General features: G+C 66.8%; 15 protein-coding genes. 5 read left to right on the plus strand and 10 right to left on the minus strand.

All coding sequences use genetic code 11. From position 1 onward, the window contains the following. Window positions 1-46 precede the first annotated feature (46 nt). The 3 genes from NCCP691_RS19995 to NCCP691_RS20010 form a co-directional block, all read right to left on the minus strand. Window positions 47-1,720: a YsnF/AvaK domain-containing protein gene (locus NCCP691_RS19995; protein ID WP_238482518.1), complete on the minus strand. Its 1,674-nt coding sequence runs from the start codon at window positions 1,718-1,720 to the stop codon at window positions 47-49. A 207-nt stretch (window positions 1,721-1,927) separates the two neighbouring features. After that, window positions 1,928-2,521, minus strand: a complete 594-nt coding sequence (locus tag NCCP691_RS20005; RefSeq protein ID WP_220810335.1) for a methyltransferase family protein — start codon at window positions 2,519-2,521, stop codon at window positions 1,928-1,930. A gap of 85 nt (window positions 2,522-2,606) precedes the next feature. Further along, a complete protein-coding gene (locus NCCP691_RS20010; protein WP_220810336.1) occupies window positions 2,607-3,035 on the minus strand; it encodes a response regulator transcription factor in 429 nt (142 codons plus the stop codon). A 128-nt stretch (window positions 3,036-3,163) separates the two neighbouring features. Here NCCP691_RS20010 and NCCP691_RS20015 point away from each other — a divergent pair, with 128 nt between their 5' ends. Both NCCP691_RS20015 and NCCP691_RS20020 read left to right on the plus strand, forming a co-directional pair. Further along, entirely contained in the window at window positions 3,164-5,272 is a 2,109-nt protein-coding gene (locus tag NCCP691_RS20015) for a hybrid sensor histidine kinase/response regulator (RefSeq protein WP_220810337.1), read from the plus strand. A gap of 152 nt (window positions 5,273-5,424) precedes the next feature. Beyond that, window positions 5,425-6,564, plus strand: a complete 1,140-nt coding sequence (locus NCCP691_RS20020; RefSeq protein ID WP_220810338.1) for a glycosyltransferase — start codon at window positions 5,425-5,427, stop codon at window positions 6,562-6,564. Window positions 6,565-6,724: 160 nt separating this feature from the next. On the opposite strand, the gene NCCP691_RS20025 is transcribed toward NCCP691_RS20020, so the two are convergent. The 5 genes from NCCP691_RS20025 to pip form a co-directional block, all read right to left on the minus strand. Continuing rightward, window positions 6,725-7,042: a hypothetical protein gene (locus NCCP691_RS20025; protein ID WP_220810339.1), complete on the minus strand. Its 318-nt coding sequence runs from the start codon at window positions 7,040-7,042 to the stop codon at window positions 6,725-6,727. 179 nt (window positions 7,043-7,221) lie between these two features. Beyond that, window positions 7,222-7,722 carry a hemerythrin domain-containing protein gene (locus NCCP691_RS20030; RefSeq protein WP_220810340.1) on the minus strand — a complete coding sequence of 167 codons (501 nt, stop codon included), beginning with the start codon at window positions 7,720-7,722 and terminating at the stop codon, window positions 7,222-7,224. Window positions 7,723-7,979: 257 nt separating this feature from the next. Continuing rightward, on the minus strand, window positions 7,980-8,522 hold the full coding sequence (locus NCCP691_RS20035; RefSeq protein ID WP_220810341.1) for a DUF421 domain-containing protein: 543 nt from the start codon (window positions 8,520-8,522) through the stop codon (window positions 7,980-7,982). A gap of 13 nt (window positions 8,523-8,535) precedes the next feature. Beyond that, entirely contained in the window at window positions 8,536-9,051 is a 516-nt protein-coding gene (locus tag NCCP691_RS20040; protein WP_220810342.1) for a hypothetical protein, read from the minus strand. 37 nt (window positions 9,052-9,088) lie between these two features. Then, the gene (gene pip, locus NCCP691_RS20045) at window positions 9,089-10,090 is read right to left on the minus strand and encodes a prolyl aminopeptidase (protein WP_220810343.1); all 1,002 of its coding nucleotides are present in this window, start codon (window positions 10,088-10,090) and stop codon (window positions 9,089-9,091) included. A 214-nt stretch (window positions 10,091-10,304) separates the two neighbouring features. On the opposite strand from pip, the gene NCCP691_RS20050 reads away from it, so the two are divergent. Genes NCCP691_RS20050 through NCCP691_RS20060 form a run of 3 tightly spaced genes read left to right on the plus strand, consistent with a single transcriptional unit; the run spans window position 10,305 to window position 11,595 of the window. Further along, a complete protein-coding gene (locus NCCP691_RS20050) occupies window positions 10,305-10,748 on the plus strand; it encodes an Hsp20/alpha crystallin family protein (protein WP_220810344.1) in 444 nt (147 codons plus the stop codon). 12 nt (window positions 10,749-10,760) lie between these two features. Beyond that, window positions 10,761-11,174, plus strand: coding sequence for an Hsp20/alpha crystallin family protein (locus tag NCCP691_RS20055; protein ID WP_220810345.1), 414 nt, complete (start codon window positions 10,761-10,763; stop codon window positions 11,172-11,174). A 58-nt stretch (window positions 11,175-11,232) separates the two neighbouring features. Beyond that, window positions 11,233-11,595, plus strand: coding sequence for an SPW repeat protein (locus tag NCCP691_RS20060; protein ID WP_220810346.1), 363 nt, complete (start codon window positions 11,233-11,235; stop codon window positions 11,593-11,595). Window positions 11,596-11,668: 73 nt separating this feature from the next. On the opposite strand, the gene NCCP691_RS20065 is transcribed toward NCCP691_RS20060, so the two are convergent. Together NCCP691_RS20065 and NCCP691_RS20070 are read right to left on the minus strand one after the other, a co-directional pair. Next, window positions 11,669-12,073, minus strand: coding sequence for a hypothetical protein (locus tag NCCP691_RS20065; RefSeq protein ID WP_220810347.1), 405 nt, complete (start codon window positions 12,071-12,073; stop codon window positions 11,669-11,671). Window positions 12,074-12,166: 93 nt separating this feature from the next. Beyond that, the gene (locus tag NCCP691_RS20070) at window positions 12,167-13,876 is read right to left on the minus strand and encodes a potassium channel family protein (protein WP_220810348.1); all 1,710 of its coding nucleotides are present in this window, start codon (window positions 13,874-13,876) and stop codon (window positions 12,167-12,169) included. Window positions 13,877-13,878: the final 2 nt, after the last annotated feature.

Genomic DNA, 13,878 nt, shown 5'->3' on the forward strand with positions numbered 1-13,878 from the left:
TCAATGAACGGGGCCGCCCGCGGCAGCCCCGTGCTCCGGTCCCGACTCAGTGGCGGCGGTTGCCGCTGACGCGCTCGGTGCCGTAGCGCACCGCGTCCTTCACCTTGTCCCACGCGTTGCCGGGGTGGCTGGATTCCCAGTCGCTGCGCAGCTGCGGCTCGACCTCCGACCAGCGGCCGCTCTGGTAGCGGCCCGAGGTCGCCGCGCTCGTGCCGTAGCGGTAAGCGGCGTCGTAATCCTCGTAGCGTCCGCCCGAGGAACCATAGGTGGACTGCCAGTGGCGACGGAAGTCGGTGTCGTCGAAACCGCCGCCCGCCGCGTCCGCCGACAGCTGCTCCACCTGCACGTCGGTGCGGCGGACCGTATCGTTGATCTGCTCCGTGCGCTGGGACACTTCCTTGCCCACCACGACTTCCTCGACGACGCGCGCGGTCTTGGACACCACCGCTTCCTCGGCCGTCTCGCTCAGCTCCACCGAGCCCTCCTTAAATGCCGCCAGGTCGGCGGAGGTCGCCGCCTTGTCGACCGGGTGGCGCGCGACCCGGACATGTTCCTCGCGCAGCTGCACCGACTCGTGCACCGGGATTTCGCGCAGGCGCCGGACGACACGCACGCCGCCGCGCTGGACTTCGCGCTTGCCGACCTTCAGCTCTTCCTCGACGACCGGGATGCGGGTGCTGTCGCTCGCCTGCGTGGTGCGCGCGGCGTTATAGCGCTCGCGTTCCTGCTGAATCTCCTGCTCGCTGTAGCGCGGCGCGCTTTCATCGTGGCGCGACCATCCCTGCTGCTTCCAGTGGTTGACGCGCTCGTCGATGTCGACCGGGTGGAAGCGGCCCATGATGGCGCTGACGCGGTCGGCCTCGCTCTCGTTGTCCACGTCGGCGGTCACCACATAGCAGCCGCGCCGCACCGACTCCTGGTAGATGTGCCGGTTTTCATTGTCGGGGTCGCCGCCGAAGAGCGAGTAGAAGAAGCCGCGTATGCCGCCGCCGGAGGCGTGCGAGTCGCCGGATACCGCATCGGAGCGGGTGCCGGCGTCGTCGCGCGCCGGATTGAGCTGCACCCTGCTCCGCGCCAGGCCGCCTTCGGACACCAGGGCCTGCACCGCGGATTCGGCCTCGTCATAGTCGTCGTACACGCCGACCACCGTATCCGTCTCGTTGCCGGCGCTCGCCGACGCGCCGCCCGGGCGGTAGATGTGCATGCCGTTGTTGCTGCGCCAGTGCTGTTCCAGGAAGTGCGCGTCCTCGTCGTTACGCGGCTTCACGCCCATCAGGATGCCGCCCTGCTTGAGGCCGCTCTCGTAGTGCTTGACCTGTTCCTCGGGAATCCCGTAACCGATCAGCGCGCCGAGCAGGCCGCCGGTCGCGGCGCCCGCGCCCGCGCCCGCCAGTGCGGCGGCGATCGGGCCGGCGATGACCAGGCCCAGTCCCGGCAGCGCCAGGCTGGTGCCGGTCGCGGCGACGCCGGCAAGCACCGCGCCGAGCGTGCCGCCGACCGCGCCGCCGATGCCCGCGCCCTCGGCCGCCTTGGTCCCGAGTTCGGTATGGGTGGAATCGTCGCTGAAGTGCTTCTTCCTGGTCTCGTCCGACATCAGGACGTTCACGTCGTCCTTCGTATACCCGCGCTGCGCAAGACCGCTATAGGCGCTCTCGGCGCTGTTCCTGTCGTAGAACAGACCGGTGAGCATTCCGGAATTGTCTCGTTTCGTTGCTTCCATGATTTTCTCCTTTTCATTGGGCCAGGCTTCGGCCCTGTGCCGTTACAGGAATTGAAACAGGTAAGGCGTAGGAGGCCGGGGGCGGTGAGTGGTTCCGGGCGCGGCACGACATGCCTGCCCGCACTTCTCGGGAAGAACTGCCGTGCGACCGCAAGTGCCGCGGGAAAAGGAAGGGAAGATGTCGGCCGGGTTATGGCGCGCGGACACTCAGAGCCAGCGCCGGGTCTTGCGCATGTAGTCCCGGTAGCGGGCGCCGTGCCGCTGCAGAAGGAAGGCTTCTTCCAGACGTACCTGCATCTGCATCAGCACGTCGGCGGCGACGATCATCGCCGCGGTGAGCGCGTTCGGGCGCAGCAGCAGCAGGCCGAGCATGCTCAGCCGCATGCCGAGGAATATCGGATTGCGCGACCAGGCGTACAGGCCGGAAGTGACCAGCGGCGTGCCGTGTTCATGGTCGATGCCTATGCGCCAGGACCTGCCCATCTGCGACTGCGCGACGACGGTCCAGAGCAGCGAAGCGATCAGCAGCGCCCAGCCCGCGAGCCGCACCGTAGGGTGCGCCATCCATTCCAGCACGCCGAGCAGCCGGTCGACATCGGACCGGAAAGCCTGCGCCACCAGGTAGAGGCCGAGACCGGCGAGCACCAGGCGGAAGCCCGACGTGACGAAGCCGTATGCGTCATCCGTCGACGGCAGCACATAGGGATTGAGGCCGGTCTGACGCCAGACGCGGACCGAGGGCCAGACAAAGGCCACGGCGAGGTAGGCGAGGAACAGCAGGGCGAGAAGCGGTCCTTCCATGATTCGGCTCCTTTCGGTCAAAGCCGTCATTTGAATCCCTGTAGCCGCTACAGGGTCAAGCGCGGAAACCGGGAGCGTGGAAACCTCAGCCGCCGGCCCGGCGCGCCAGCTCTTCACCGACCTGCGTCGCGATATAGCTCACCCGCGCCGGCCGCAGCACGTAGCGCACCCTGTGCCGCATCAGCACCTCGGCCAGTCCTTCGGCCCGCTCCGGGGCGGCATGCCGGCCGAGGATGAAGACCGGCACCGCGCCGCCGTCGCGCGCGCGTATGGCGGCGACGACCCGTTCCAGGTCGCCCGGCGCCGGCCAGTCGGCGGTGGCATCGAGCACATAGGCGTCGAAGGCGCCGTTGCGGTGGGCTTCGAGAAATGCCGCGGCCTCGTAGAAGACGACCGGGGCGACGCCGCTATCGCGCAGCATCGCGCACAGCGCATCGCCGAGATAGGCGTCGCTGTCCAGTACGGCGACGGAAAACGGACCGGGCAACCAGGGAGGATTCTGTCTGTCTTGCATGGAAACCGATAGGGAGCGGGACGGGTTTTGCGCGGGGTCCATGATACGCGAGCACGCGCGAAGCGCAGGGCGGCGGCTGGTGCAATGTTTGCTGCATTTCCGTTGTCATTTTCTTCCGGAATCGAGCCATGCTCCCTGCCGCCCTCTATGCGACCGTGTTCAAGAATTCACCGATAGGCTGCTATCTGCTCTCGACCACGCCGGAGATCACGATCCTCGACGTCAACGATTCCTTTCTTCACAATGTCTCGCTGACCCGCGAATGCATGATCGGCAAGCCGCTGTTCGAGGTTTTCCCCGACAATCCCGACGATGCGGAAGACACCGGCATCGAAGCCCTGCGCGCGTCGATACGCCGCGCCGTCGCCACCGGCCAGCCGCAGGTGATGCCGGTGCAGAGATTTCCGATACAGAAGACGCTCCCGGATGGCGGGGTGGTTTTCGAAGAAAGGTTCTGGAGCGCCTCCAACACCCCGATCTTCGACGAGGCGGGCGAGATGGTCTGCATTTTCCACGCCACGGTTGAAATTACACGGCAAGTGCAGGCGGAGGCGGCGCTGCGCGACAGCGAGCGCAAGGCCGTCGGGGCCGCGCGGCTGGCCGAGGCCGAACGCCTGCGGCTCAATGCCGTCCTCGACGCCGCGCCGGTCGGCATCGGCGTGGCCGACGCCGGCGGCGCGATTCTTCTCGTCAACCAGGAGTACCGGCGGATCTGGGGCGAGGCCCTGCCGTGGCCGGAACGGATAGACGACTACGGCAAGTGGCCGGGCTGGTGGGCCGATCCGCCGGAACGCCGGGGACGCGCGCTGCAACCGCAGGAATGGCCGCTGGCCCGCGCGCTGACGGGCGAGGAAGCCCCGCGCGACGTGATCGAGATCGCCACCTTCGATCCGGCGGCCGGGCGCAGGACCGTCTTCATTTCCGCCGCGCCGATCCGCAGCGGCGACGGCAGCATCGAGGGAGCGGTGGTGGCGGTGCTGGACATCACGGCCCGCGTCAGGGCCGAGGAAGCCCTGAAGGATGCGAACCGCCGGAAGGACGAGTTCCTGGCGATGCTCGCGCATGAATTGCGCAATCCGCTCGCTCCGATTTCGGCGGCCGCGGACCTCCTGTCCCTCGGCCGGCTCGATGCCGAAGGCGTGCAGCGCACCAGCGCCGTCATCTCGCGCCAGGTGCAGCACATGACGGGCCTGGTGGAAGATCTGCTGGACGTGTCGCGCGTCACGCGCGGCCTGGTCACCCTGCACAAGGACAGGCTGGACCTGAAGCGCATCGTCGCCGATGCCGTCGAGCAGGTGAGGCCCCTGATCGAGGCGCGCGACCACAGCCTGACCGTTCACGTGCCGCCGGAACCGGCCTTCGTGTCGGGCGACCAGAAGCGCCTGATCCAGGTACTGACCAACCTGCTCACGAACGCGGCCCGCTACACGCCGCCGGGCGGCACGATCTGGCTGAACCTGGATGCCGAGGGCGACTTCGTGCGGGTCAGCGTCGCCGACAACGGCATCGGCATGCAGCCCGACCTGCTGGCGCGGGCATTCGATCTGTTCGCGCAGGCCGAGCGAACCGCGGACCGCTCGCAGGGCGGCCTCGGCATCGGACTGGCACTGGTGAGAAGCCTGGTCGAGATGCATGGCGGCCATGTGACGGCGCGCAGCGATGGACTCGGCAAAGGAAGCCGCTTCGTGGTCTGCCTGCCGCGCGCCGCGCATGCCGGCGCCTCGGTGACGAGTGACGCCTCGGATCGCGCCATCCCCGATACCGACGCCGCCGGGCGGCTGAAGGTGATGGTCGTCGACGACAACGAGGACGCGGCGGAAATGCTGGCGATGCTGGTCGAGGCACTCGGACACCGGGTCTTCGTCGAACATGGCTCGGTGCGCGCGCTGCAGCGCGCTCAGGCGATCCGGCCCGATGTCTTCCTGCTGGACATCGGCCTGCCAGACCTGGACGGCAACGAGCTCGCGCGGCGCCTGCGCAGCCGCCCGGAAACGGCCCGCGCGCTGCTCATCGCGGTGACCGGCTACGGCCAGGAGCAGGACAGGAAGGCTGTCCTCGAAGCGGGCTTCGACCATCATTTCGTCAAGCCCGTCGACACCGCGAAGATCGCCGACCTGCTCTCCGCGGCGGCTGGTTCGGGACCACCCGATGACAGGGAGAACCGCACGGCGCCCGTGGGGAGCATGGATGCCGTGCAACGGACGACCTCCGGCCGCAACGGCCAGGCGCGTCGCTGACGCGGCCGGCTGGCGCCGATTCGAGTCCTGTATTTTCCGTGCGGGAGTGCAAGAGCCGCGCTCCGTTTGCACGGCGGCAGCACTTGAACGAAATGCCTCTCGCGCCCTCAAACCTGTTATCAGTTATTCAATAACAAGTTTTGTGAGGGCCTATGCAGTCAATCATCGTCTTTTCCCATCTCCGCTGGGACTTCGTTTATCAGCGCCCCCAGCATCTCCTGTCCCGCCTTGCAAAGCACTTCAACGTGGCATTCATCGAGGAACCGGTTTTCGAACCGGGAGAGCCCCACGTCACCGTCACCAGCCCGATGCCCAATCTGACCGTATACCGCGCGCACACGCCGGTCGAGCAGACGGGCTATGCCGACGAGCAAATCCCTTACATGCGCGACCTGCTGGCCGGACTGGCGGCCGACCACGCCGCGCCCGTCGTCTGGTTCTACACGCCGATGGCCCTTCCGCTGCTGGACGCGCTCTCGCCGGCCGCGGTGGTTTACGACTGCATGGATGAACTCGCCTCGTTCAGGAATCCCCCGCCCTGCCTGCTGGACCGGGAGGCGGAGCTGCTGCGTATCGCCGACGTCGTGTTCACCGGCGGCCCCAGCCTGTACAACGCGAAGAAGGACAGGCATCCCAACGTGCATTGCTTTCCGAGCAGCGTCGACGTGGCCCATTTCCGCCAGGCGCTCGACCGCAACCTCGCGCACCCGACGCAGCTGCCGCTGTCCCGTCCCCGGCTCGGCTATTACGGCGTGATCGACGAACGCTTCGACCCGGACATCGTGGCGGCGATGGCAGGCGCGCATCCCGACTGGGAAATCGTGCTGGTCGGCCCGGTCGTCAAGATCGACCCGGCCAGCCTGCCGCGCCTGCCCAACATCCACTACGCCGGCCAGGCTACCTACGACGAGCTTCCGAAGTATCTCGCCGCCTGGGATGTCTGCCTGATGCCCTTCGCGATGAATGAATCCACCCGCTACATCAGCCCGACGAAATCGCTCGAATACATGGCGGCCGAACTGCCTATCGTGAGCACGCCGGTGCGCGACGTGGTCGAGGCCCACGGTGATGTGGTGGAGATCGCCTCCGGCCCCGAGGAATTCATCGCCGCCTGCGAGAAGATGCTCGCGCTGCGTCCCGACGAGATGCTGGCAAGAGTGAGGGCGATGCGCCAGAAACTCGCGCGCACCTCCTGGGATGCGACGGCGACGAAGATGCAGTCCCTGCTCAATGCAGTCTCGGGCCAGCGCAGCACGACGGCCGCGGTGAGCAGCAGCGGCTACGGCGGTTGAGGATTGCCGCCGGCGCTCCTCCGGCGGCTGACCAGCGCTGGCGGGCGCGGGCCTGAACGCTCTCGCGAGACGGGCAGGCTCGGAAACGCTTCGTTCAGATACGCTCCAGTCTCCGGTCCTCGCCTGCGCGCGTCACCCTGGCGACCGGGTCCGGTCCGGATCATGCGGGTTTGAGCAGAGGCGGCTTGCGGCGCAAACCGGCCCTGCTACGCTTTTCTCCCAGAACCTGCCTCAGTTCATCCATCGATCTGCCGGAAGACTGCGCCATCACCAGCAGCAGCGACGGCGACACGGAGATGCGGCCGGACCTCAGCCCGCGGAGCACGGGAAGCGAGATCTGCAGCAGGCCGGCCAGGTGCCGGTCGCTCGGCGCATGCAGCCAGTCCGCCAGCGTGTCGAGCAGACGGGCCGGCGAATAGCCTGCGCCGTCGATGTTGCGGATGCCGCTCCGCGGGACGTCAAGCGTCTGTTCTTGCATGGGTTCCTCGATCCTGTTGTCCCTCAAGGGAGATCGCGGCGCGGCGCATGATCCACCGCCGCACTGTCCGATCCCCATGCACTTTCGGACAAAAAATCGGTATGAACGTTGCACGGACGGAAGCGAAAAAAAGTCCCGACCATGCGGGACCTCAAGACAGGATCGGGTACGGCGGGATGTCAGCGGCGCGCGCCCTGCTGGTTGGCCTGCGCCTGGATATGCGCGAGGTTGGCTTCATGCGCCTGCATCTGCAGACCGAGCGGCGTCATGTCCATGTTCGCCTGCTCGAGCTGCGGGAAGAATTCATTCTCCTCTTCCTCGATATGATGCAGGGTGGCTTCGACCACCTGTTCGAAGATCGTGAAAGCCTGCGGGTCGCTGAGCGAAATGCGCTTGAGCTCGGCAAGCATCTCGTCGGTCTTCTGGTGCTCCTGTTCGAAGTGATCGATCATCTCCGGATTCACGTCGCGCACGCCGGGATAGAAAACGCCTTCCTCGAGCAAAGAGTGCGTTTCGAGCAGCATCAGGATCTGCTCCGCAGCATTGATCTTTACCTGATCGCTGTCAGTATTGCGGTAGGACTCGACCAGCGTGCGGACCATCTGGTGGTCCCGCAGCAAGGCCTCGACGGGGCGGTCGACGGGAAAGGAGTTGTTGCCTTCATTCATGGTGCTGTCCATCTGGGGGCTCCTTCAATGATTGATGGCGATACGGGACGGGAAGAACCGGGCCGCGGCCGGCCCGGAATGACCGGAATCGCGGGACTCCATTTCGAGTTGACGCGGCGGACCGAGTTCAAAGCCGCGCGATGCGGTGCAGGGTCGAACGACCGGTACCCGGTGCATCCTTCGATGGTGAAGCGCTCGGGCGGCTGCGACGGCCTGCGTGTTCCGTGCCCGGGAAACGGCGAACGCTGCCATCGTCGGTACGGCCGATGCTAGGAACGGTCGCCGTCCGAACGCCGCGCGCGCGCCAGCACCCGGTCCAGTTTTTCCTCCAGCGCATCCAGCCTCGCGCCGATCGTCTCTCCCTCCGCGCCGTCCGCCGGGATGATCGATATCGCGCCCGAGGTTTCCAGCACCGCGTACTTGATCTGGCTCAGCCGCTCCAGGCCCTGGCTCTCCCGCGCGGTCTGCAGGATGTCGCTGTAGGTGACCCGCGCCCGCTTCATGTTTTCCTGCAGGATCTCGCCGCGGTCGACGAGCACCAGGGGCACGCCTTCTGCAATCTTTTCGAAGACGCCATACCTGGCCTTGAGCACGGACAGACCCAGGTCGAGCATGAGAAAGGTGAGGATCACCGTCAGTCCCATGACCACCGACTTGTCTTCGTCGACCAGGGCGTTCTGAACCGCCTCGCTGATGATGAGAAACAGGATGAAATCGAAGGCCGACAATTCGGACAGCGAGCGTTTCCCCAGCACGCGAAACAGGATCAGCAGAAAGAGGTAGATGCCCGCGGTGCGGAAGATGAGTTCCATGATGGGTCTCCGGCTAGGGATAAACGAACTGGCTGAAGTGCAAGGCCGGCGTATCCTCCACCGCCAGCCATCCTTTCAGGCGCCAGTACTTCTGCGGCGAGAAATGAAACGTCACCACCGTCCCGGCACCGGGCTGGGTATTGAACACATAGGTGACCGCGCCGTCTTCGTTGATCTCGCGCTCGGGCGCCGGCGTGATCCGCTCGAACTGGACGTGGCTCGCATACTCGCTGTCTATCTTCAGGCGGGTGTGCTGCGCGCCGGCGGTGAACGACACCCGCATCATGTCCGGCGAGTGGTAGCGAAGAAAGCGGTCGTACTCGAGCAGGAATTCCCCGCGCTGCGAGGGCAGCTTCACCTCGCTCAGCGGTCCGCCGCGTCCGAACAGCCCGAACGTGACCGCGATCAGCAATCCGGTCAGGACCGCCCATCCGATACGCTGCATGACCCATTCCCGCTGCTGCTGCCGCGGATCGTCGTCGATCTCCAGGTCGAATCCCGCCTTCTTTTCCATCCCGCGCCTCGCCATGCTGACTGCAAAGGTTTGCCGCAAGCCGGCCGCTTCGTCACACCGGGCCGGACGCCCCCAGCCTCCCGGCGTCGAAGCGTCGCTCGCGCTTGTACATTTCGAGCGCCTCTATCGCCTTGCGGCGTATTCCCGGCTCGGCGGGAGAGTGCCCGGCGTCGTGCACGATGTGCAGCACCGAGCCCGGCCAGGCCTTGTGGATGCGGTACGCGGCCTGCGGCGGCGCGATGAGGTCGTGGCCGCCCTGGATGATCATGACCGGCAGATGGGCAATGCGTGCGATGCCTTGCTCCAGCTGTCGCTCCGTCAGGAACATCTCGTTCCTGAAGTAGAACGCGTCGAGCCGGCCGGTGCCGTACACCACCGTGTCATCCTTCGACGCCTGCTCCACCAGGTCGGGATCGTGGCGCAGCAGTGAACACGCCTCGGTGTACCTGAACCACCTGCGCGCCGCCTCCATGCGCAGGCCGGCATCGTCGGAAAACAGCCTCTTCTCGTAGGCGGTCAGGAGATCGCCGCGTTCCGACTCGTCGACCCAGCCCGCGAAATCTTCGTGCGCCTTGGGAAAGAAGCGGTGCATCCCGTACAGGAACCATTCGATCTCATCCGGGCTGCCGAGAAAGATGCCGCGCAGGACGAAGCCGAGGCAGGCGTCGGGATAGCTTTGGCCATACGCAAGCGAGAGCGTCGTTCCCCAGGAACCGCCGGTGACCAGCCATTTCTCCACGCCGAGCATCCTGCGCAGCGCCTCCATGTCTTCGACCAGCAGCTGCGTGGTGTTCTCCCGCACCTCGCCGACCGGCGTGGAGCGATAGGCGCCGCGCTGGTCGAAAAGAATGATGCGGTAGGCGTCGGGGTCGTACCAGCGGCGCTTTTCCGGCGACGAACCGCCGCCCGGCCCGCCATGCACGTAAACGACGGGAATGCCGTCCGGGTTGCCGCTTTCCTCCCAGTAGAGGTCGTGGATGCCGCCGACCCGCAGCCTTCCGGTGCGGCGGGGTTCTATCGGCGGGAAAAAATCGAGTTCGGGCGTGGCGTCCATCAGCGTGTCGTCGGTTGTCCTGGCATGAGGGCGCCGGCGGCGCCTCGGCTCATGGACGGCAGACATTGAATCGGCGCGGTAGTGCCCGGCGCCGCCGGCGATGCCGGTGCCGGTGCCCTCGCCCGCGCGCGGCACGGGAACACAAAAATCACTTGCGCGTCTAAGGCATGCGCGAAACCTCGTTGAAGCGACACTCGTCGGAAAGGAGGCAATCATGTTGTATCGATCGACGTTTCCGCAGGATCTGTTCTCCGAGATCGCCAGTCTCCAGAGGCAGATCGAGCAATTCTTCGACCTCTCTCCCGCCAGCATCCGCGGCCTCGGCCGTGGCGGCTTCCCGGCCCTGAACATCGGCCACACCCCGCAATCGATGGAGCTGTATGCGTTCGTTCCCGGGCTTGACCCGGCATCGATCGAGGTGGCCGTGGAAAGCGGCGCGCTCACCCTGTCCGGCTCCCGCGCGGACGCCCTGTCAACCGGGGAAGACCGCGCCACCGTGCACATGAACGAACGCTTCGCCGGCCAGTTCAGGCGCGTGGTCAGCCTGCCGGAGGACGTGGACCCGGACGGCGTCAGCGCGCGCTGCCAGGACGGCGTCCTGCACGTGAGCATACGCCGGCGCGAGTCGGCGCAGCCGCGCCGCATCGAAGTGCATTGAATGGAGGACATCATGAACGACACCACCGAACTCGCACGCAGCAATGCCCGCGCGGTGCCGTCGACGCCCGATGATGGCGAGCGCAGGGACGAAGCCGCGGCCCTGGCGCCGGCGGTCGATGTCATCGAGGACGGCGCCGGCATCACGCTGATCGCCGACATGCCCGGCGTGCCGAAGGACAGGCTCGGCATTCATCTCGAGGCCGACAAGCTCTCGATCGAAGGCGAGATGGCGCTGGACCTGCCGCAGGACATGGCGTCGCGCTTCGCCGAGGTGAAGATGCCGCGCTACCGGCGCAGCTTCACGCTCTCGAATGAGCTCGACCCGGAAAAGGCGAGCGCCGAGCTGAAGAACGGCGTGCTCACGCTGCGCATCCCGAAGGCCGCGCACGTGCAGCCGCGCCGCATCGAGATCAGCGCCGGCTAGGCCGGCGCCATTCATCGCAACGCTGATTCTTCTGTCGCAAGGAAAGGAGGCAAACACCATGAAAACCCGTTACTGGCACGACTGGCTCAACCTGCTGCTCGGCGCATGGCTGTTCGTTTCCCCGTGGGCGCTGAACTTCACGGACGAGCTGCCCCGGGCGGCGACCAACGCGTGGATAGTCGGCGCCGCCATCGCGCTCATCGCGGCCGCTGCCCTCTACGTGCCGAAGGCATGGGAAGAAATTCTCAACTTCCTGCTCGGCGCGTGGGCCATCGCCTCGCCCTGGCTGCTCGGCTTCGCGGGCAATGCGACGGCGACCAACAGCACGCTCGCCACGGGCATCCTGGTGGCAGTGCTGGCGCTGTGGGCGGCATTCAGGTCGGGTGCCGTCGACCACTGGCGGCACGGGCGTCACGCGTAGTCGCAGCCGAGCCCGCGCAACCACGCCTGCCATACCAGCCGCCGGCCCCTCCGGCCGGCGGCGCAGGACTTGCTCAGCCCCCGTGATGCCCGCCGCGGGCGGCGGGGGCGGCGCCTTCTCCCGCCGCGCGCCGCGCGGCGCTGCCCGGCGCCGGCTCATCGAAGCTCTGGTAGCCGTCGTCAGTCCAGCGGCCGGCGCGCTGCGAAACCTCCAGCGGTCCGTAGTCCCGCACGATGTCCAGCGCCTGCTGGCGCCGCGTCTCGCTGCCGGCCTCTATTGACAGCACGCACTGGTTGCGCGGCGGCGCGTCGTCATCGCTGCGCATTGCCGTTCCTGCGCCGTCCTGCCCGGTGGAAGCATTGCCCGCCTCCGGGCTCAGCTGCACATCGGCCGGATTGAATCCGGCGCCCTCCAGCGCCTGCGCGGCAAGGCGCGCCTGATCGTAATCGGCGAAAACGGCGACCACAAAGTTCTCCATATGCATTGCTCCTGTCAGGTTGTGCGCGATCGGGTACGACCGCTTCCGGCCGCAGGGGTTTGCATATTTCGTGCCGATCCCGCGCGCAGCTGCTCAGCCGGGCGCCTTGCGGCGCGGTGCGGGCATGAATCGCTGCCAGAACCAGCCGGCGCGGCCGCTCTGGCCGGTGACCAGGTACTCGAATGCATTGATATTCTTCAGCGGCAGTTCGAGCGCGGCACGGACCGCGTGCTGCCCGGCCAGCAGCAGCGAGTCGCCGGCCTGCAGCGGGAATTCCTCGTCGGGCAGCAAATGCACGCTGCCGCCGCGTTCCACCATCAGGACGATGACCGGAAGCCCGGTGCTGCGCTGGGCGCTGTCGGCGATCAGCTGGCACAGGTTCAGCCGGCGCCCCTTGACCAGCGCCTCATGCACCGCCGGCGCGCCGGCGGCGTCCAGGTGCACGCCCCAGACCTCGGGCAGCAGCCCGTCCCAGAGGTCTTCCAGCCTGCCCGCCAGGGTGCGGCACCAGTCCTCGTCCATGCCGCGCACCCGCGCCAGAAAACGGGCCAGCAGCGGGGTGGTGAGGATGGATATGCATTCCTGCGCCACTACCCGGGTGTGCACCATGCTGAAATCCGCGCGAAAGGTATCGAACAGCAGGTCGTTGGCGGCGTGATTCTGGCGCAGCACGATGAATACGTCCGGGTTGAGCCGTTTGGCCATCATCGCGATCGAGAGATTGTCGATGTCGTTGTTGCTGCCGGCGACGATGCCGGCCGCATCCGCCACGCCGGCCTGCTCGAGTATCGCCGCCTCGCTGCCGAGGCCGCGCACGAGGCGGCCGTTCTCCGGCTCGTCGGCATCGGGATCGATGACGGTCAGATCGATGCCCGGCAGCGCGAGATAGCGTGCCACCGCCTGCCCGAAGTGGCCGTAGCCGCAGATGATCCAGTGCCCGCGCGGCGGCCGGTGTATCTCCGGCACCGGCGTCGCCGGCAGGCCGGTCAGGATTTCGATCAGCCGGAAGCGTTCCGGCGCCGAGACCGCAAGCGCGAGGTATTCGGCGAAGCGCTCGTAGGCATTGACGATGTGGTGCGTGCCGAAGGATGCCATGTTGGCGGTGACCGCCGGGCTGCGGGCGCGCGCCAGGATGGGGATGTCGGGATTGAGCAGCCGCACGTTGATCGCGATCGCCAGGTTCACCACCTCGTCGTTGGTCACCGCCAGCACGCCGCGGCAGTAGCGATGCCGCAGCCCGGCCATCAGCAGGTTGCCGGAATGCCGCGCGTCGCCCGCCAGCGCCGGGTCGTTGGTCTTGAAGTCTTCCAGGTCGAGTTCCTCCACCCGCTGCGCATCCTTTTCCAGGATGACGAAATCCAGGCCCATCAGGTCGAGCGCTCGGCAGATCAGGCTGCCGGTCTCGCCGCAGCCGCAGACCAGGTAGAACGGCGAGCGTATGCGCGCCACCCGCCGCTCGAAGCGGGACGCCACCAGCGTGTGCTGGAAGGCCTTGTCCTGCAGCAGCGCGAGCAGGGTCAGGATGGAGTACGACCAGGCGATGACGGTCAGGTAGATGGTGACGGTGGCCCACAGCCGCTGACCGTTGGAGAAGGCGGAGGGGATTTCGCCGAAGCCGATGGTGGTGGCGGTGTAGCTGACGAAATAGAAGGCATGGAAGATGCTCATCGGCGGTGCCGGATTGCCGTCCGCGTCCGCCCCGGGCACCAGGGCCAGGCCGAGCACCGAGACCGCATAGACCACGATCAGCACGATCAGCGGCGCCCGCATGCGGCGCAGGACGAGGAAGAAGACGCTGTTCATGG

This window comes from Noviherbaspirillum aridicola, from assembly GCF_019656455.1.
Taxonomy (GTDB): Bacteria; Pseudomonadota; Gammaproteobacteria; order Burkholderiales; family Burkholderiaceae_D; genus Noviherbaspirillum; species Noviherbaspirillum aridicola.